Origin of the sequence: Porifericola rhodea, from assembly GCF_030506305.1 — a bacterium.
Classification (GTDB): domain Bacteria; phylum Bacteroidota; class Bacteroidia; order Cytophagales; family Cyclobacteriaceae; genus Catalinimonas; species Catalinimonas rhodea.
In genome coordinates, this window is record NZ_CP119421.1 from 904,030 (window position 1) to 924,809 (window position 20,780).

Sequence of the window (20,780 nt, forward strand, 5' to 3'; positions counted from 1 at the left end):
GTTGTTCGTATATAAAATGTCTCAGGTATTAGAAGAGGTACGCAAGAGCACTATTATTAGTGGCTACTACTGTTTTCAATATAGCAGCTTTTCGTGACAGATGCAGAGGTCTGGCTTCAAAATTAATAGTACCTTCCATATCTTCTGATCTGTACAGCTTATCATGAAGTCCACCTATGCCTGCTTATTACTTATTGCTCCTAACCCACATAAATAGAGCTAGGATTTTGGCAAGAAATTTAGGCCATTTTGTCATCATGAATAGCACTTTTGTTAGAAGTATTCCTCACAACTCTATCTATTCCTAAGGCTTAGCCCCTGAAGTATATGTACATTGGCCAGCACCAGGAATATATTCCATACCAATATGTTTACTACCTGAATTTGTTATACTAAACCTGCCTATATATTTCAGTTTCTAATACGAAGGAAACTCTCCCTCTATTTCAGGAATATGCAATAAGGACAGGTTGATCCTTTGTCCTACACGCCCGGGAGATTACTGAAAAGCAGATGAGCTTGGCTTCAACTTAACTTAGGAGTTAGTGCAAAAAGGAAGGTATGGCTGGTTAGTGAATCAATCCGTATCAAGGGGATTTTTTTGTCGCTTTATCCTTATTATTTTTTGCAATCCCTGTGATAATCTCTTAAGTTAGATACACACAAATCTTACAAACGCTATCACTTTAGTGCGAAGGAAAAATACTAAAGACAGTATTCCTGAGCATACCTATGTGAGGGAAAACTGAAGCTGCGAAGAAACATACGCTACTATACATGTTGGCCTAAACCTGGATACTATGTACTACCAAAAAATAGTATTTACACTCATTTTGTGTCTCTACGGCGGCCTGAGCTTTGCCCAAGACTGCCTGGAGTGTAAAGACATTTATGCCAGCCAGGGCAATGTACCATCCGGTACCATTTGCCAGCCGAGCTTTTCCGGAGATACGCCCGGAGGCCTTACCTGCCTGAATAATGAAAAATGTATTGAAGTAGGGAAAGCATTTTTAGTAAACCCTCCGGAAACTCTGTACATTTTCTCCTGGGGAGATGGTACTATAGATACGCTTACTCACCAGCAGCTACTAAACATCCCCGCTAATGGAGGAATCTTTGGAGACCAGAGGTTGGTGTGCCACCCTTATAAGAGTGTTACCTGTCCAGACCCCAATCTTGTATTCCCGGTTTCTGTAAATGTACTTAACCCCAACGGAGACTGTACCAATAGTATAGCTGCCGGCGAAATAAGAGTACTGGAACCCCTGATCGCTGACTTTACCACCAATGATGTGGTCTGTACCAACGAGAGCTTTAGCATTATCAACCAGTCGCAGGAAGGTTACAACTCCGACTGTACCCGCGATGCAGAGTACCAGTGGGACTTTAACAATGATGGCACCATAGACCTGACTACTACCGGGCTGGGTGCGCCAGTTACGCATCCCGGCTTTGCTACACCCGGAGTCAAAAAGATACGCCTGCTGGGCTACCAGAACCCTCGGAATGTATGCGGGCCCGACGAAATCATCAAAGAGGTAACTGTGCTCAGTGTGCCCAAAGCTAAATTTGACATAGGAGCAGGAAGTGATCTGCTCAGTGTAGAAAACTGTAGCGATGAGCTTGAGTTTACATTTAGCAAGCCTGCTGATGCCTGTGCGGAACTGAGCCTGCCACTGCTCAACACTACTGAAGATGTAAACCCCACTACCGTGTTTGAATGGGTAGTTAGCTCTCCCGATGGAGTCGCCAGCTTTGCCAGTAAAGACCATAGCCTCCTGAATAATACGATTACCTTTAGCAAGGCAGGCCAGTACAAGCTAAGCTTAAAGGTTACAGATAACTGTGCCGATGGGCTCAGCGGTAGCTCTATCGCCTGTGTCAATATTAGCGTCAAAGATTCTCCTGACTTACAGATAGATAGCCCGGGGCCGATATGTGAAGGCAGTGAACTGATAGCCGCAGCACTTAATGGCAGCACCCCTATTGACATGAGCGATGTAAGCAAACTGGAGTGGCAACTGACTGACAGCGATGGAAACCTGCTTAGCATTCCTGAGAACGGAAAAGATACTTTGCAGATAGCAGGCATGGCAGCAGGAAGCTATACCCTTAACCTTAGCTATGAAAACAGCTGTGGTGCACTAAACGCTGAACCTCTGACACTTGAGGTGAACCCTGCCCCTGTAATTACGCTCTCTGCCGACAAGCTAACGGTCTGTACTAACGAAGAATTCACCATTACCGCAAATGATGAGGCTGCTACCGCATATGAATGGTTTCTCAATGACACACAAATACCCGGGGAGCAGTCCGCCAGTCTTAGCACTACCCACAGTACTGCCGGAGAATATGTATACCACATTAGTGCACAGCAAGGAGGCTGTCTCATTAAGTCAGAAACAGTTACCATAAGGGTGGTATCTCCTGCCACATCTGATGCTATTGTTGCCAGCCAAAGTGTTTTCTGCGAGGGCGAAACGGTAGCCTTCCGGCTGGAAGCTCCAAATATTCAACCGACCACCGCTAATAAACAATGGCAAAGCTGTAGCCTTTGCGATGGCAGTGACTGGGCGGACATTGATGGAGCTAATAACGCTACTTATGAGGGTAGTGCTCCCGGTAGCTATCGCCTGGCCTTGTCACTGGAGGGTAGTTGCACTTCCTTTAGCGAAGCCATAGACATTAGTGTGCGCCCCTTACCAGACTGGCGGCCCAGTATAAGCCTCCCTGAAGTATGTGCCGGTGAATCTATCAGCCTGAGTCTGCAAGGCAATGCAGAAAAATATATCTGGTCACCTGCCATCGGCTTAAGTGCTACTGAAGGTAGTACAGTAAGCATACAGCCGGAAGCAGACACCGAATATACCATTACTGCCATCTCTGGTAGCTGCGAAAGGGATACTACGCTTACGGTAAAAGTACTGGAAAAGCCAGAAATCCAGGCTAGCGCCTCCAAAGTGCTGATATGCCCCGGCGATACGGTAATTTTACAGGCAAGTGGCGGCAGTACTTACACCTGGCAGGGGCATCCCTCTCTGGAACAGATGACTGATGGACAGGCCTTGGCATTCCCCACCGAAAGCAGCACCTTTCAGGTGGTAGGCTTTAATGATAAGGCCTGTGCCGATACCGCTACGCTCAGTATAGAAGTACGCAGTATCCCGGGCCTTAGCGCCGAAGATGAAACCGTATGTATCAGTGATCCGCCTTTTACCCTCTCTTTGAGTCTACCCGAAGGTATATCGGGCAGTTGGTCGGCACCTCAGCTTCCTGATGGCAGCCTTACCCCCGAAGGTATATTTAATCCTGCGCTAGCTGGCCTTAGTACCGAGGGGCATACGCTCACCTTTACCTTTATTACCGATGACGCGCTAGCCTGCGCCTCCTCCTTTACCAAAAGGGTAATCGTCAGCCCACTACCCGAGCCCGCCTTTAGTGTACCTCCGGTAGTTTGTGTAAACGAAGCGGTAGAGTTTAGCAACCAGACCGAGGGCAACTACAGCTATCGCTGGAAGGTAGAGAATAGCAGTTACGCAGAAGAGAGCCCTACCCATAGCTTTCAGGCAGTAGCCAGCGAAGCGGTAATCTGGCTCTATGCCGAAACTACTTCCGGCTGTATAGACTCTACCTCCCAGAAGGTTCAGGTAGTAGCAGCGCCAAAAGCAGCATTTAGCACTAGCGTAGCTCCTGCATCTCTGTGCGGACCCCTTACTGCTACGTTTACGAATGAGAGCCAGGGAGAGCTGCTCAGCTATCACTGGGATTTTGGCAATGGAGAAAGCAGCCAGGAGCAGGAGCCTCCGCCCGTCACTTTTGCTCCCAGTATGCTGGGAGATACCTCTTATGTCGTTAAGTTAGAGGTAAGCAACGCCTGCACCAACGTTGCTTTTACAGATACGGTATGGGTGAAGCCGCCTCCGGTAGCTAACTTCCTTTTTGCCCGGGATACAATTTGTGCCGGCTACCCTCTCAATATCAATAACTATAGTGCCGGGTCTTCCACCGAGTTTGAATGGTACTTCGGCTTTGACAATACGCGACCTCCAAAGCTCAGCTATACTACCGAAACCTTTAGCCAGGCTTTTCCTTATGAAGGCACCACAGATACTACTTACTATGTTACTCTGGTAGCTAAAAACATGTGTGGCACCGATACCCTCACCCGCCCTTTGGTAGTAACGCCCAATACAGTAGAAGCTTTTTACCATAATAACAGTATACAGGGCTGTGGCCCACTGGAAGTTACTCTAACCTCTAACCAGATAGCAGCCAGCGGCAACCAGATTACCTACATTTGGGGCGATGGAGATACTACCCGTGCCCAAATAGCAGCTACTCATGTATACCGTACTCCCGGCACCTATTACCCTAAGCTTATCGTGCAGAATGGCTGTAGCATAGATACCTGTGGAGGGCCGGAAGACCCGGACTGCGGAAGCGTAATTCAGGTTTACCCTAGCCCTACAGCCAGCTTCAGCGCGCCCGAACGAATATGTGCAGGCGACACCCTTGAGCTGAGCAACACCTCTTCCCATGCCGTCAATAGTGAATGGGACTTCGGGGACGGACGTACGCACCAGGGTACTACGCCACCTGCCTTTACCTACACCCAGAGTGGCACCTATACCATTAGCCTGACTACCGCTAACCCGCAAGGCTGTACCAGTGAAACATTTAGCCGCCAGATAGAGGTGATGCCCCTCCCTGTAGCCAGCTTTGAAGTGAGCGAAGAAGCCTACTGCCAGGCAGATGTCATCAGCATAAGCAATATGTCCAGCGGGGCTTCACATTTTGAGTGGCGTGCCAGCGGCTTGGGCGTAATATCAACAGAGCGTGAGCTCAACTATACTTTTACGCAGGCTGGTACTTATGAGCTAAGCCTGACTGCCTATACTAACAGCAGCGAAGAGGCCTGTACAGATCAGCTCAGCAAAACTATTTACATCTCTCAACCTGCGGAACCTTATTTTAGCATTAGCAGATCTTCCGCCTGCCAGGGCGATAGTATTATCTTTGACAACCTGACTAGCTACCCCGGGGAAGAAGGTAATTATTACTGGGACTTTGGTAATGGCAATACCTACAATGGCAGTGGGCAGGTTCCCGCTCAGCTGTACCCTTACCCTGAAAACGGCACTTCTTCCTATACCATTAGTCTGAGCGTAAGCGCAGAGGGTTGTACGCAAACCTATACGCAGGAGGTAGAAGTAGCTTCATTTGTTGGAGTGGTAAGGCCTGAAGGTAATAAACCACTGGCCTTCTCTCCGACAGCCTCTACCAACAACAGCTTTCGCCTAAACTATCAACAACTATCGGATATTGACCTGAGAATATATTCCAGAGAGGGCATAGAAGTTTTTAAAACAGATGACCCGAAGCAGAGCTGGGATGGCTATTACCGGGGAAGTCTGGCCCCTGCCGGCTTATATAATGTGCAGGTATCTTATACCAACTGTGCCGGACGAAGCGGAAACGAGGTATTACAACTTTACCTCCTTTTAGATGAATTTTAAGCTATTAAGCATGAGAGCAATTACTATCGTACTTACCATTATATTTGGCGGCCTATGGGCTACAGACAGCTATGCCCAGGAACCTCAGTTCAGTAACTTTTATGCCACTCATCTCTATACTAACCCTGCCTTTAGCGGACGTTCAGACTATCAGTATCGTATCACTGCCGACCTTAGAAGGCAATGGCAAAAAGTAGGCAGCTTCTCTACTGCTTTTGTTTCTGCGGACTATGCCTTTAGCAAATTTGGCGTAGGCTTTACTGCCTATTCCGATGAGGCAGGAAGTACCCCACTCAAGACCAGGCATGCCTCTATGTCTGTTTCTTATGGCACCAATATCAGTCAGCATGCCGATCTCGTTATTGGCTTTCAGGGCAGCTATTACCATCAGAACTTAGGAGAAGATTACATCTGGGTAGATGACTACCTCAACCAGCAGACCGATATCAGCGCTACTAACCAGAGCATCAACAACCAGTACTTCAACCTCTCTACCGGGCTGCTGTTTATCCACCGTACCTTCTGGCTGGGGCTTTCTTTAAAAGATTTCCTACCCAACCCCGGACTCAATAACTATAGCCCTTACGGGCTGATCAGTTCCAGCCGAACTGCCGATGGCTACTACGGCAGAATATCCGCGCACGGTAGCTATTACCGCTATATACTGCCCAACCAGCTCTTTTTTAGCAGTTATTTTAACTACCGCTCGCGTGCCAGTGTAAGGCAGTGGGAAAGTGGTATAAGCCTGGCCTACCGCCCGCAATATGGGCAGAAGCCTGCTGATATTGTACTGGGGCTGGGTGGAGGTTACCGTGGCCTGGTACAAACTTTTGAGGGGCTATCTTCTCGGGATGCAGTTATCCTTAATGCTTCTCTTTCCTGGCCTAACGGAATCAGTAATAAGAGCTCTCCCCTCTGGCATCATATATTTCAGCTGGTATATAGCTATGACATGACGGTCTCCCGGCTGAGTACCACCGGGGGAGCTCATGAGCTTACGCTTACCCTTAAGTTCTCAGACTTTCGTTCAGGTTCCTCCTGGCCGGAAACTATGAAAGCACGCCGTCATATTCCTGACCCCAGAGACTGTAAAGGGGGCTTTGTCAATAATGTGTATATGCCCAGATAAAAACTTATCTCCTCCTCCTAGCGCCCTACCCCTTCCAGCAGCTGAGCTTCGTAGGCAGCATCATAATGGGGGTTAGCAGCCTCAGGTACAGGAGCATGGGTGCGCAAGCGCCAGTCTTTGAGCATCTGGTGTAGCTCCGCTGTCTTCTGCGGATGCTCTTCTGCCAGGTTGTTTCTTTCTCCTAAGTCATCTGACAGTCGGTACAGTTCCAGGCTTCCGTCTTCAAAGTATTCGTGTAGCTTCCAGTCTCCCATACGTATGACGGAGCCGGGACGAGTACGAAAAATCGGGTCCCGACCATCGTCATCCTGCATACTATAAGCCTCCAGATAGATAGGAAAGTGCCAGAACAAAGGCCTTTCCTGAATTGACTTGCCGTACCAGAGAGGGCTGATATCGTCTCCATCCAGCAGGGGGTTATTGTTTTGGATGCCCAGCAAGGCCTGTATACTGGGATAAATATCCAGATTACTCACTGGTACATCACACTGACTACCTTCTTCAATTTGTCCGGGCCAGGAGACCAGCATAGGTACCCGTATACCTCCTTCGTAATAAGAACCTTTGCCCGCACGAAGAGGCTCCTGACTGGAGATAGACCGTATTCCTCCGTTGTCTGAGCTAAAAATAATAAGGGTATTCTCTCTTAGCTCAAGCTCATCCAGCAGAGCCAGTAGCCGCCCCAGATTTTCGTCCATAGAGGCTACCATAGCAGCATAGTCGGCTCTATCCTGTCCTTTAGAGGGGCTTTTGTTTTCAAATTTCTTTACCAATGACTCTTTGCCCATAATAGGAGTATGCACTGTATAATAAGGCAGGTAAAGAAAGAAGCTGCTATCGCGATGCTGTCTTACAAACTGCATGGCTTCATCGGTAAGGCGGTCGGTCAGGTACTCTCCTTCCGGCCCATCACTGATATGCTGAATTTTATAGGGGCTAAAGTAGCCACCTTTACCGGGATTACCGCGCTTACTGCCTCCTACATTCACATCAAAACCCTGGCTTTCAGGATTTTCCCCAAGATGCCACTTACCAATACTTGCCGTTACATAGCCCTGGTCCTGAAGCATCTCTGCCAGAGTATATACTGTATCAGCCAGAATATTGGTGTTCGGCGTAGGAATAATCCTGCGAGTTCTGTCGTCGCCTCTATCCGAAGGGCTTACGGTATAGATACCATGCCGGGGCGTATTCATACCGGAGATCAGGCAGGCACGGCTGGGAGCACAATTGGCCGCTCCGGCATAAGCCTGGCTAAAGCGCATACTTTGCTGCGCCAGCTGGTCCAGGTTGGGAGTTTCGTAATAACTGCTGCCCATAAAACCCAGGTCTTTCCAACCCAGATCATCTACGTTAATATATATAATATTGGGGTGAGCAGGCTGCTCTTCCCCTACCGTAACGCAATGGCTTAATAGCAAAATAGCAGAGAGGCAGAGCAAAAGCTGAGAGCATAAGGTTTTCATGAGATTAGGTTGCTAGCGTGTGTTCGTGTACGTCAATCAGATTATACCTTTAAATATACATTTTCTTCTGTACTCTGAATACCAGTGGCATAAGTCTTTCTCTGCCTGGGCCTGAGTACAGGCTAGCCGGGCAGCATGAACAGCGCAGGCTGTTAAAATAAAGATGGAGGTGGCACCTCCGTTGAAAAGCAGTTATAAGTTGCTTAGAAGATAGCACAAACTCACTTAAAGACAGCTATGGTATAAGTTAGTGTAAGGCATACTCTAAGTTAGGGACAGGCTCAACCTAAGTTAGGAGTAGGCTCAACCTAAGTTAGAGTGTGGCAGAGTCTAACTTAAAGACTGGTATAGTCTAACCTAGGCATAGTACGTTCGCAGTGTGCGAAATACCATTTCTAAGCCTGCGAAATTGATGAGCGCAGTGTGCGAAATAAGTGAGCGGAAGCTGAGAAATGAGAATAAATAAATGTATGCCAGATAGCCACAGGGCTAAGCTTCGTAAGTTTTAGCTGAAGATTCGCCAGCTTTACACGATATGTGCCTTTGTATCTCTGCTCTGGCCATGCTGTTTTGTCAGCCAGCCTCAAGCAAAAGGATATGTATACCTACCAGGCCAACTGCTAAAGCCCGAAGTACATACTTATAAAAGCAGCATTCCGGCTCAGCTATAACTAGCTGTGAGCTTTACATTAATTTATTCATTTACTACTGTAAATCAAACAGATATGGCTACTCCAAGCTGTAAGCTAAAACGTATTTCAACAGAATTTGAAATTTAGCATCTCTATGCTCTATAGTAAATGTTATGCGCTTTGAAGCATAATTTATAACCAAACCCCCAGATTTAGACTTTAAGGGATAGAAAAAATTCTTCTTACATCATCCAAAAAACTTTACCTTACCATACACATCAACCTATTAACTGCTATGCGTACTTCTATGACCAGCCCTTTAGCCATTGTGATTGGCACAAGTATATCCCTCTTTTTTTCAACTTTAACCGCTATGGCACAGCAAGCAGATGGTAGTGAGATACAAGACCCGAATATAGTAGGTATCAATAAGCTGGCACCCCATAGCCTACTGATCCCCTATGCTGACAAGAAACAGGCACTAGAAGATACCCCCGAGGCATCACCTTATTATCAGCTCCTTAATGGCAAGTGGAAATTTTATTTCTCGGAAAAGCCCGACGAGCGTCCGCTGGACTTTTACCTGCCCGAATACAATGTGAGGAAGTGGGACGAGATACAGGTACCTGCCGACTGGCAGATGGAAGGCTATGATATTCCTATCTACCTCAACCACCCTTATGAGTTTACTACCGCTGAGAATGCGCCCCAGCAGCCATTAAACAGCGACAGCCCGGAAGTGCGGCAGCCCAGGCCACCCGCAGTCCCCTTCAACTGGAATCCTGTGGGCTCTTACCGCCGCAACTTTAGCATACCTAAAAGCTGGGGTGACCGGCAGGTTAGGCTACACTTCGGAGGAGTAAAAACAGCCTTTTATGTGTGGGTAAACGGGCAGTATGTAGGCTACTCAGAAGACTCTAAAACCCCGGCAGAGTGGGATATTACAGACTACTTGCAGGAAGGAGAAAACATACTGGCCTGCGAGGTGTACCGTATTGCCTCTGGCTCTTATCTAGAGTGTCAGGACTTCTGGAGACTAAGCGGTATAGAGCGTGATGTCTACCTCTACGCGCCTCCTAAAGTCCATGTAGAAGACCTGGACCTACTGGCGAAGCTGGATGAAAACTACGAGCAGGGTATGTTTAACACAGAGGTTACCTTAAGTAATGTGAGCGAAACAGATGCTCAGAGCCGCCTAATGTTTAGCCTGCTGGATGCGGAGGGCAGCACTGTTTACGAAGAAGAGCGCAGCATAAGTATTCCTCAGAATGAGTACACCAGCGTACAGTTGAGCAGCAGCCTGGCAGATTGCCGCCCCTGGTCAGCAGAGTCTCCTTACCTCTATACTTTCCTGATAGAACATTATGATACTGAAGGCAGGCTGAGAGAGAGCAGCAGCCAGAAGGTAGGTTTTCGCAGCGTAGAAATTAAGGGTGGACAATTGCTGGTGAACGGGCAGGCGGTACTGGTTAAAGGGGTAAACCGACATGAGCATCACCCGGACTACGCGCATTACATCCCTAAAGAGAGTATGGAAGAAGACATCCGGCTTATGAAGCAGTACAATATTAACGCGGTACGTACCAGCCACTACCCCAATGACCCCTACTGGTATAAGCTCTGCGACCAATACGGCCTCTATGTAGTAGACGAAGCCAATATAGAGTCGCATGGCCTGGGAGCTGCCCAGCAAAACGCCTACGACCCGGAACGCCACATTGCCGATGACCCATTGTGGGAGAAGGCTCACCTGGACAGGGTAGAGCGCATGTATGAAAGAGATAAGAACCACCCTTCGGTAATCATCTGGTCGCTGGGCAATGAGGCCGGGGACGGTTCTAACTTTGTGAAAGCTTATCAATGGCTAAAAGAAAGAGACAGCCGCCCGGTACAGTTTGAGCAGGCAAGGCTTCGCCCCCATACCGATATTTTTACGCCTATGTATATGTCTATGGAAGATATGAAAAACTATGCGCTGGACCCTACGGCCAGCAGGCCCTTAATTCAGTGCGAGTATGCGCATGCTATGGGCAATAGCGTAGGTAATCTGCAAGACTATTGGGATTTGATAGAGGCCTACCCTCTACTACAGGGAGGCTTCATCTGGGACTGGGTAGACCAGGGCCTGAGCAAGACTCATGAAGATGGAGAGAAGTACTTCGGCTACGGAGGCGACTTTGGCCCCGAAGACATCCGTAGCGATCATAACTTTTGCCTCAACGGACTGGTAAACCCCGAACGTAAGCCTAACCCCCACCTCTACGAAGTAAAGAAGGTATACCAGAATTTTAAAGTGGAACCTGTAGACTTGTCTGCGGGAAAAATCCTCCTTACCAATGAGTTCTCCTTTAGCAATCTGGATGCTTACGAGCTTAGCTGGACCCTGCAAGAGAACGGTAATACTATAGAGGAGGGCAGCTTTAACCTATCACTCGCTCCGCAAAGTAGTATGGAACTGAGTCTCCCTTATCAGTTGCAGCAGCAGCAGGGAGAGCTTTGGCTCACAGTATATTTACAGCAGAAAGAGGCTACCGAAATGATAGCTGCCGGCCATGTGCTGGGGGTAGAACAACTGCTAGTGAGGTCAGCGTCTGGTGTGCCTATGCGTAGCAATAAAGATGATACCAAGCCGCACTCTCCGTTGCAGCTTAAAGAAGATCGGCGCAGAATAGAGGTGAGCGGTCAGGATTTTTCTGTAAGCTGGGATAAGCAAAGTGGCCAGCTTATGGGCTTCAGATATCGGGGAGCGGAACTACTGAGCAGCCCCCTTCGCCCTGACTTCTGGCGTATACCTACAGATAATGATTATGGCAACCATATGCCTACAGAGCTGGGAGAGTGGAGAACGCGCCATCAGAGCCTGGAGCTGGAAGATATTATTGTGGAAGAGACCCAAGAGCATATAAAGCTACGTACGATTGCCCGCTTTCCGGAGATAAACGCAGCCTATTATGTAGACTATACCGTAAGCCCTCAGGCCAGTGTAGAGGTATCTATCAGCTTTATTACTCCGCCCTTTCATGGACTTAAAGAGATGCCTCGCTTTGGCACTCAGATGAAAGTTGACGGCTCGCTCTCCCAGGCCAGGTGGTACGGCAGGGGGCCGCACGAAAACTACAGCGACCGTAAGACTTCTGCTCTGGTAGGTAAGTATGCGATGGCGGTAGAAGAACTATACTTCCCCTACATACGACCGCAGGAGAATGGCTACCGTACAGATGTACGCTGGCTGGAGCTGACTGATGCTCAGGGGCGTGGCCTGCGCTTTAGTGGCGCTCCGCTTTTCTGCTTCAACGCCCACTATTACGATCGCCAGGACTTCTCCAACGAGGCTACTCGCCAGTACCTGCATACTACCGATATCAAAAAGTATGAGGATATCTGGCTAAATATAGACTACGGACAAAGAGGTGTAGGAGGAGATAACAGCTGGGGGGCGCATCCGCATACGGAGTATAAAATTATTCCCAGAGAATACTATCTTACCTACAGCATACAGGCGATAGACTTAGGAGAGCAGCAGAAGGCTGAAAAAAATGAAGAGTAGCCCAGCAGCAGCATGCATTTGGCCAGCTGCTACCCAAAGCTATCTTAGCGCAAAAGAAAAAGCCTTACCTAAGTCTGATACCGCACTGGCCGGCAAACAAACAAAACGCGGTGCCGGGCCTTTATACATAACATAACCTCAAAGACAACTCATGTATACAGCTATTTTTATTGTACTTGCCGTTATATCATTTTTTCTGATTTACCAGGGCTTTCAGAGAGAGCAGAAAGCAAAAATCTTTGCCGGGGCCATACTGGGCCTGTTTACGGCCTCTCTCTCCGGCCTGATGAACTTCTGGGGAGAGCTACTCTGGTTCCAGGCCATAGGTTTTGGAGAGCGCTTCTGGATTGCCAACCTCAGCCAGTGGGGCACCGCTCTGGTTAGCCTGCTAGTAGGCGGAGGCCTGGTATGGCTGCTATCCCGCACTGTAACTTACCAGAACCGATACATCAAAAGGCTGGGCATTGCCATAGGCGCGTTTATCAGTGCGGTATGGGGCTATGCCAGCTGGGAGGTATTCCTTAAATTCTGGTATGCAGTAGATACTGGTACTGTAGACCCTATCCTGGGCAAAGACATCGGCTTTTATCTGTTCAAACTACCTTTCTTAAACTCTTCGTACATTTTGCTGGTGGCGCTGGTCACCATTGCCCTTGCCGTGTCGGTGCTTTCTATCTTTGTAAACCGAAGCGGGCAGGCTACTTTTGAGTTTGTAAGCCCGCACCACCCCAGCGAAATAGATAACAAACTGATCACTTCTGTTTTTCTGAACAGCGGCATACTGCTTATGGTATTGGCGGCAGGTAAATATCTGGACCGTTTTCAGCTTATGTATTCCAAGACAGGAGCAGTACACGGCCCCGGATGGACTGACGACCATATTCGTCTTCCGGTGTACATCATCGTAATCATACTTACCTTTCTGGCAGGCCTCTGCCTCCTGATTCCTTCTATACGCGAGCGCTTCAGGCACTGGCTTATGCGCAAGCAATTTATGCCCCTACAGGCTTATCCCGTAGTAGGGCTGCTTATGTTTCCGCTTGTGTTTCTCTTTTGGTTTGTCGCACTTTCAGTAATTCCCGGTCTCTTTCAGTGGTTAAGGGTAGAGCCTAATGAGATTACTTTTGAAAAGCCCTACATAGAAAATAATATAGCTTTTACCAGACGCGGCTTCAAGCTGCATGAGGTAGAGGAGAGAGAGTTTCCTGCCAGCAATACCTTTAGCCCGGAGATGGTGAGCGGCAACCAGCAGATTTTTAACAACATCAGGCTCTGGGACTGGCGTGCTCTGGATGACGTATACCGGCAGTTTCAGGAGATCAGGCTTTATTATGAATTTACCGATGTGGATATAGACCGCTACATGATAGACGGAGAATACCGTCAGGTGATGATATCTGCCCGGGAGATGGAGCCCGGCAACCTGCCTGCACAGAGTCAGACTTTTGTCAATGAGCGTTTTAAGTATACGCATGGCTATGGTATTACCCTCACCAATGTCAATGAGTTTACTCCGCAGGGGCTACCCAATCTGCTAATCAAGAATATACCTCCGGAAAGTACGCACGAAAGCCTGAAGGTAGAGCGGCCAGAGATTTACTACGGAGAACTTACGGATACCCATGTTATTGTAAACTCTGAAGAAAGCGAGTTTGACTACCCTCAGGGAGAGCAGAATGTCTATGTTAAATACCAGGGTAGCGGAGGAGTACAGATCAGTAATTTCTTCAGAAAGTTTATTTACGGCTATATGTTTGATGGTTCGCGCCTGCTATTTTCTACCTACCCTACCAGCGAAAGCCGTATCATGTTTAACCGTAAAGTATCTGAGCGGGTAAAGACGCTGGCACCTTTCCTTCAGTTTGAGAACGACCCCTATATCGTACTGGTTAATGGTGAGCTGAAGTGGATTATTGATGCCTATACTACCTCTCGCAACTATCCTTATAGCGAACCCTTTAATGCGCAGGAAAACATTGAGTACCAGGAGGGAGACAACCGCCGTATGCTGGTGACCCGACTGGATAATCAGCTAAGGGGTGTAAACTACATTCGTAATTCGGTGAAAGCGGTAGTAGATGCCTATAATGGTCATGTAGATTTCTATGTTTTTGATGATGAAGATCCGCTAATACAGGTATGGGATCGTATTTTCCCAGAGGTGTTTAAGCCAAAAGAGGAGATGCCTGTGGCCCTGATGGAGCATGTTCGCTATCCGGAAAAAATGCTTTTGACCCAGGGGCTGGTATATGCCAAGTATCATATGACTGACCCCGAGGTATTTTACAATCAGGAAGACCTATGGATCAGGGCTACCGAAAAGTATTACAATCAGGTACAGCCGGTACAGCCTTACTATATTATGTGGCAGCTACCCGGCTCAGATAAGCTGGACTTTACTCTTATACAGCCCTTTACCCCTAAAAACCGGCAGGTACTCATTGGCTGGATCGCCGGCCTCAGTGATGCCGATAATTACGGACGCTTTATTGCGTATCAGTTTCCTAAAGAAAAAAGGGTACTGGGGCCTCAGCAGGTAGAAACTAAAATTGACCAGAATAGCTTTTTGTCCTCCCAGCTAAGCCTGTGGGATCAGCGAGGTTCAAATGTAATCAGAGGCAATGTACTGGCTATTCCGGTAGATGAGACCATCATTTATGTAGAGCCTATCTACCTACAATCCGAAACGGCCGCTTATCCGGAGCTTAGGCTGGTGGTAGTTATGCACAACGATGAACTCAGCTATGCCGATAATTTTGAAGATGCCCTACAAGGTATTTTTGATGGTTCTTCAGGGGGCGCTGTAGAATCTACCGTAAGCGGCATGTTACCGGAGAGCCAGACAGAACAGAGGGCGGCAGAAGCTGAAGAGGAAACTACCGATGACAGCCCTCAAACCTTGGTTCAGCAGGCTAATGAGGCTTTTGAACAATATCTGGAATCTACCGGAGATAAAGATTTTGAAGAAGCCGCACGTCAGCTGGATCGTTTGCAGCAGCTACTGCAACAGCTCTCTGAAGAAGAGCAGCCCTAACACCTATGGCTCTTTTTTGCTTACTTTATTTAGTAACAAGAGTAGGTAAACAAACAACAAGAAAAGTAAAACTAAGTAGGGTCTCCTTTTCTTAATAGAAAAATGGTCCTTTCTACTGTCTAATAATTATGTTTTTAAAAGCTATAATTTATGAAGTAAGCTTTTACTGTTTTCAATTAGGTATGAGATGATGTTGAGGTTTTTTGGTGATTGCTTACTATACTTGATGTATTACCAAAAGATAAATACTGTGAAAATTTTTCAAATCAACCTATTTGCTCTAAGTTTTTGCTTACTTTTTTCTATTAGCAGCAGTTACGCACAAGACAGGGAGCGCTATTACTATCAGTTTAAAGTGTATCATTTTACTGACGAAAGCCAGCGGGAACGGGTAGACCAGTTTCTGGAAACGGCTTATGTTCCTGCTTTGCATCGTGCAGGAGTAGAACGGATAGGCGTATTCCATACCATAGAAGATGAACAGCCCAAAACCTATGTTTTTCTGCCCTTTGCCTCTATGGAAGAGATGCTCTCTGTAGAAGAGACACTGGAAAAGGATCGTAAGTACAGGAATAGCGGAAAAGACTACCTGGCTGCCACTCACGATAATGCACCTTATGAGCGTATTGAGACCATTCTTTTACGAGCTTTTGAAGGAATGCCCCAGGCTGAGGAGCCCGATCTGACAACGCCTATGTCGGAACGCTTCTACGAGTTGCGCAGCTACGAAGGCCCTACCGAGGCGCTTTACAATAATAAAGTAGATATGTTTAACACTGGCGATGAAATCAGCATATTTAACAGACTAGGCTTTAATGCCGTCTTTTATGGCGAAGTGCTGATTGGCAGCCGCATGCCTAACCTGATGTACATGACCACTTTTAAAAGCCGTGAGCACCGGGATCAGCTTTGGCAGAACTTCAGTGATGACTCTGCCTGGAACGAGCTCAAAAGCATGCAGGAATACCAGAATAATGTATCTAAGGCTGACCTGATTTTCTTACGTCCGGCTGAATATTCGGATTTCTAGCGTACCCAATATATGGAGGTGTAAGCCAGACTTCTTACCTGCTTACGCCTCTGTTTGGATTAACGGATACCCATAAAGTCCAGCACTATTTCCTCTACCTCTTCTTCGGTAGTCATCATGGAGCGCAACTCATAACGCTTAACTCCGGACTTCTCAAGCCAGTCGGACCAGAAGAGCTTTAGAATTTCGGTATCAGTAGGGTGTACAGTAGCGCTGCCGCTCTGTGAGAGCGAGCGATCGTACATTTCCAGCACCAGTACTTCCAGTTCTGCCAGGTGAGGGTTGTCTACCGGCACTATGCCGTAGTTATTATCATCAAAAAATGCTTTCATATCTTTTGCGCCAGATTTTTTAAAAGCCTGTCTAAACCGGCTTACTCTGTCGCCACTCAGGTAATAGCAGGCATTATCTTCGGGGCAGCCCTGTTTATTGTAAATACCTGCTTCTATATAGCCATCGGTCAGTAGTATGAGCACATTCCTGAACTGATTACGATAGGTAGTGCCGTTAAAAATGATTGGGTCTTTCTCTTCCTGCACAATAAGGTTATCTACACCTGCATGAAGGTAAGACCAGACATCAGCACCAAAAGTACGCTCGGCAGCGATCTGGTTCAGGCGGTTAAACTCCTCTTCAAACTTTTGCACATCAGTCTCCAGACTAGCCTCGCTTCTACCTTTGATATAGTCTATTCGCTCACGCTGGTTTTTAAACCTGCTAAAGTCAATGTTTAGCTCTGATTTGTTAATATTATACTCGTTGAGCAGCTTTTTGTTGATCAGAGAGACAGAGAACTTATCCAGTTGGTTATCTGAACGCTGATGGTTGAGAATTTTCGGGTAAATATTGTTTAGCACCCTGCTTACAATCTGAGGGTCGTGCAAAGGGCGAGGGTGCATCTTGCTATTGATACGGTTAGAGAGGTCTGGGGCAAAGACCACATTAAAATGAGTAAGCGCCACCTCATCGGCAGACTTTTCTTCGTTGAGCTTCTCACTCTTGCTGGCACAGGCCGTCATCATACAAAGCGCAAGGCTCAATAACACCCATGATTTGAGCATTTGATCAGCTAACAATGAGTTGGGGCCAGAGCCACATATCAGTTTTTTACAGTTCATAGACTAGGTTTTAATTCTTTGGTCGTATCGCTTGGCACTTAGTTTTTCAGATTGCCAACGGCTGGCAACTTCGGCAGCGGCCTGTGATTTTTCTATCGCACGCTTTACTGCATACTCGCTATGCAGGTAGTCATTCCAGCCTTCCAGAAAAACATTGATGCGGTCTTTTACGGAGTCTACCGAGATTGGCAGTATGTCATTTTCCAGATGAGTTTTGTACACATCCGTTATGCGTTCTACAGCTTGCATTTGGCGGGCAATCTCCATCTTTTTATTTTCTGCCTGTTGTGTCTTATGGGCCGGCAGCTTGCTAATTTCTTCAGTGCAGATATTGATTTCAGCTTTTAGGGCAATGATCTCTTTCTCTATGCGTGCTATTTCTTCTTCCTGCTCCAGTTTGTGTTGTTGTTGCCTGGCGGCTTCCTCTTCCAGATGGCGTATGTGCTGCCGGTTCCTCTGAGCATTAAGGTCAGGATTACGCTCTTCAAAAAAGCGCATCAACTTTTCAAAGGTAATTTTAAAGAGCATTAAGCCTAAAGCGCCTAATATAAATACCAGATAGAAATTCAGATCTTCAAAAGCCATCGGAAACTCCCAAAGCACATCTACATTTCCGGTTAGGTAGTCAACATTGTGTATGGCCTCGGCCACCTTGTAAGCAATAAAGGCATCTACCAGTATAATACCCAGTATCATAAGGGCACTACCCCACCATTTCAGGTCTTTTACAAACCTGCCTATCAGCGCAAGGGACAGCGGAACAAAGACAAAGAGGGTGATAAACAGAAGAGCGGAGCCGCCTTTTTCGGTGGCCATAGCTATTGCTTCAGGATTAAATACTTCCGGTGGGTTGACAGTGATGCCTCTCAGGCGCGCTTCTTTCGCATCCAGTTCACTAAATAAGAGGATATATGCCGCAGAGGAGTAGAAAAAGAAAAGGTAAAACAGCAGTCCCAAATTAATAAACACCACCGGAATAAACTCAAACCATTTAAATGCAGGCTTAATATGTTCTCTCTCCTGTGCTTTTATCTGATAATCTATCTGCTGCTTTTTGTCTTCCAGGGCAGGAATTTTATGCTGACGGATACCCTCTATCTCTTTTTCATGTACCGCAATCTGCGATTCCAGTTTGGTAACTTTATGGCGAAGTCCTTCACCTCTGGCATCACACTGAGCTTCCAGGGTAGAGAGTTGCAGGCTTTGCTGTTCCTTTAGCTTTTCGGTGCTTTTAATACGCTGCTCCTCTATTTTGCTGAGCAGCCTGTTCTTTTTGCCTTCTACCAGATTAATTTCGTTGACAAAGACTGAATATACGCTATCCAATGCTTTGTGAAGCACCTGCGCATCGCCATTGTTGGCCTGGGCACGTTCGTAACCCTGTCGGCGTACAAGTTCACGGTCAAAGTTGCTTACTTCGGCAGCAATCATACTATCCAGCACCTGCTCATAGTCTTCGTACTTATCTTTTGCTGCCACTATAGGTTGAACAGCGTTTTCGCTAAGCCGAGGGCTACTATCTTTGAGCTGTCGGGCTGGGCGTAACCCAAAAAAAGCTCGTAACTGATGGAGCAATGGCTTTTTAGCACCTTCCAGCCTAAAAGCTTTGTTTTTTAAGGAAGTAAACTCATCCAACAGTCCATTTACTGTGGGCTGATGATGGCTCAGCATAATACTCTCCTGCTGACTGGTCCAGGACTCTTGCAGGTACCACTCATAGCTACCGTAGATCGCTAGTTTTTTATCCACAATACAGAACTTTTGAGGCAATAACTCATTGCCTTCGGACGGTAAGCTAAGCACACTCGCGCCCTGTAACATCAGTTGGTTTAGTGTAGGCGAGTTGTCTCTATCGTAGTTCTCTACTATAATTTCTACCTTTAGCCCGGCACTCAGCCTTTCTTTGAGGAGTTGATAGAGTTCCTGATGAGTAAATCGCTCTGCGGCGATAAGTATCTCGGAGCGTGCCTCTGCAAGTTCTTGCTTCAAGCGTACGTAAATTTCTTCCCGAGTATAGATGATCTGCTGGTCAATAGTGCCATTACTCCCAAACATAGGCTTCTGTTTAGTTTAAATAGTTAACGAGAATCAGGTATAAAAAGCCATAGGTTTCAGGCTTTATGGCGTAAATATTCTTATATCAGATATTCTAGTTTATGTTCAGTTATGAGAGTAGAACGTATTGTCTGTGTTTAGCTTATCTACAAAAAGAAAAATTTTAGTAAAATCTTAAGCATAACTGTACACCTCTAACTTGAGTACATGGAATAAGTAAAGGATAGGTGTACAGATCAAAAGTCCAATTTTGGGTAGGTTTGTCAGAAATTAAAATTACGAGCTGGTGCCAAAGCTTTTCCATCATGTAGAAACATTCCCCACATTGGGCACAAACACGTGGCTCTACCACAAAATGAGGTCATTAAACTAATCCAGATTTATTTCTTAAACATCTAAATAACAAACACTTACACTTTGCATATGACTGGCACGATTGTTAATCCTAAATTTACTGCGCGCATAACCTAATTTATTTTTCCTCATTAAAATTTTTAATTATGAAACGTTCAATTATCGTTTTCAGTGCTTTAGTTACTTTTTCATTTGCTTCTGCCACTGCATTTGCTTTGCCAGTAAAGCAGGACGTTGTAGCGGAATTTGCTCAGGACAACCGCAAAGAAATTACTTATGAGGAACTTCCTCAGGCTGTTAAAACTGCTTTTGAAGAGTCAGAGAACAGCGAAATGGAAGTAACTGCCGTATACGAAGTGCAAACAGACGAAGGTATACAGTACGAGCTAAGCATCTCTGATGGTACTGACACTAGTACCGTAACTTACGATGCTGAGGGTAACCCAGTAGAGTAATCTGTTTTTATACAAACAACTAAACCAAAACCTGCCTTGCTTAGCGTTAAGGCAGGTTTTTTTTATGTCTAAAGGTTTAGGTGATTATCTGGTGCTTACTTTAGCAAGGTATAGCCATGGCTACTCTCATACAGTCCTGTAGGGAAACGGGTCCCGCTGGCAGCACATATTGGTGTAGTGACAAGTAGAGCCCCTGCTGTCTTAGCCTGTCTATCTCATGAATATGAATGATAGGGTGGCCGGCATAGCCCAGCGCATCCCACCGCTGGTCGGTGGTAAGTAAAAATACGATATTAGGAGGTACACTTTGAGAAGGCTGTGCCAGAAGCAAAGCGTCTTAACAAAAAGCTATAAGTAAACAGAGAAAAGTTGATAAATGCTTCTTGCTTAAGAAGGAAAAAATAAAATGCTGTAACATAGGTGGTTGTGTATGTACTACTGAAA

Annotated in this window: 10 protein-coding genes; 6 read left to right on the plus strand and 4 right to left on the minus strand. The window is 46.6% G+C overall.

Going from position 1 to position 20,780, the window contains the following annotated elements; all coding sequences use genetic code 11:
- Nucleotides 1-800 precede the first annotated feature (800 nt).
- A complete protein-coding gene (locus PZB74_RS03860; RefSeq protein WP_302240935.1) occupies nt 801-5,516 on the plus strand; it encodes a PKD domain-containing protein in 4,716 nt (1,571 codons plus the stop codon).
- A gap of 10 nt (nt 5,517-5,526) precedes the next feature.
- Nucleotides 5,527-6,645, plus strand: a complete 1,119-nt coding sequence (locus tag PZB74_RS03865) for a PorP/SprF family type IX secretion system membrane protein (RefSeq protein ID WP_302240937.1) — start codon at nt 5,527-5,529, stop codon at nt 6,643-6,645.
- A 17-nt stretch (nt 6,646-6,662) separates the two neighbouring features.
- Here PZB74_RS03865 and PZB74_RS03870 read toward each other — a convergent pair whose 3' ends face one another.
- Complete coding sequence (locus tag PZB74_RS03870) at nt 6,663-8,111, minus strand: sulfatase (RefSeq protein WP_302240939.1); 1,449 nt, start codon at nt 8,109-8,111, stop codon at nt 6,663-6,665.
- Nucleotides 8,112-9,116: 1,005 nt separating this feature from the next.
- On the opposite strand from PZB74_RS03870, the gene lacZ reads away from it, so the two are divergent.
- The 3 genes from lacZ (at nt 9,117) to PZB74_RS03885 (ending at nt 16,354) form a co-directional block, all read left to right on the plus strand.
- A complete protein-coding gene (gene lacZ / locus PZB74_RS03875; protein WP_302240942.1) occupies nt 9,117-12,290 on the plus strand; it encodes a beta-galactosidase, LacZ type in 3,174 nt (1,057 codons plus the stop codon).
- Nucleotides 12,291-12,441: 151 nt separating this feature from the next.
- A complete protein-coding gene (locus PZB74_RS03880; protein WP_302240944.1) occupies nt 12,442-15,324 on the plus strand; it encodes a UPF0182 family membrane protein in 2,883 nt (960 codons plus the stop codon).
- A gap of 250 nt (nt 15,325-15,574) precedes the next feature.
- Nucleotides 15,575-16,354, plus strand: coding sequence for an NIPSNAP family protein (locus PZB74_RS03885; RefSeq protein WP_302240945.1), 780 nt, complete (start codon nt 15,575-15,577; stop codon nt 16,352-16,354).
- A gap of 59 nt (nt 16,355-16,413) precedes the next feature.
- On the opposite strand, the gene PZB74_RS03890 is transcribed toward PZB74_RS03885, so the two are convergent.
- Together PZB74_RS03890 and PZB74_RS03895 are read right to left on the minus strand one after the other, a co-directional pair.
- Nucleotides 16,414-17,472, minus strand: coding sequence for a hypothetical protein (locus PZB74_RS03890; RefSeq protein WP_302240947.1), 1,059 nt, complete (start codon nt 17,470-17,472; stop codon nt 16,414-16,416).
- A gap of 3 nt (nt 17,473-17,475) precedes the next feature.
- The gene (locus tag PZB74_RS03895) at nt 17,476-19,527 is read right to left on the minus strand and encodes a phospholipase D-like domain-containing protein (RefSeq protein ID WP_302240949.1); all 2,052 of its coding nucleotides are present in this window, start codon (nt 19,525-19,527) and stop codon (nt 17,476-17,478) included.
- Nucleotides 19,528-20,027: 500 nt separating this feature from the next.
- On the opposite strand from PZB74_RS03895, the gene PZB74_RS03900 reads away from it, so the two are divergent.
- The gene (locus PZB74_RS03900) at nt 20,028-20,336 is read left to right on the plus strand and encodes a hypothetical protein (protein ID WP_302240951.1); all 309 of its coding nucleotides are present in this window, start codon (nt 20,028-20,030) and stop codon (nt 20,334-20,336) included.
- A 100-nt stretch (nt 20,337-20,436) separates the two neighbouring features.
- Here the strand turns inward: PZB74_RS03900 and PZB74_RS03905 are convergent, their stop codons facing one another.
- On the minus strand, nt 20,437-20,667 hold the full coding sequence (locus PZB74_RS03905) for a hypothetical protein (protein ID WP_302240952.1): 231 nt from the start codon (nt 20,665-20,667) through the stop codon (nt 20,437-20,439).
- Between the last annotated feature and the right edge of the window lie 113 nt (nt 20,668-20,780).

Coding starts and splice junctions, on each gene's coding strand:
- PZB74_RS03860 (WP_302240935.1), top strand. CDS start 801: ATGTACTACCAAAAAATAGTATTTACACTCATTTTGTGTCTCTACGGC.
- PZB74_RS03865 (WP_302240937.1), top strand. CDS start 5,527: ATGAGAGCAATTACTATCGTACTTACCATTATATTTGGCGGCCTATGG.
- PZB74_RS03870 (WP_302240939.1), bottom strand. CDS start 8,111: ATGAAAACCTTATGCTCTCAGCTTTTGCTCTGCCTCTCTGCTATTTTG.
- lacZ (WP_302240942.1), top strand. CDS start 9,117: ATGGCACAGCAAGCAGATGGTAGTGAGATACAAGACCCGAATATAGTA.
- PZB74_RS03880 (WP_302240944.1), top strand. CDS start 12,442: ATGTATACAGCTATTTTTATTGTACTTGCCGTTATATCATTTTTTCTG.
- PZB74_RS03890 (WP_302240947.1), bottom strand. CDS start 17,472: ATGAACTGTAAAAAACTGATATGTGGCTCTGGCCCCAACTCATTGTTA.
- PZB74_RS03895 (WP_302240949.1), bottom strand. CDS start 19,527: ATGTTTGGGAGTAATGGCACTATTGACCAGCAGATCATCTATACTCGG.
- PZB74_RS03900 (WP_302240951.1), top strand. CDS start 20,028: ATGAAACGTTCAATTATCGTTTTCAGTGCTTTAGTTACTTTTTCATTT.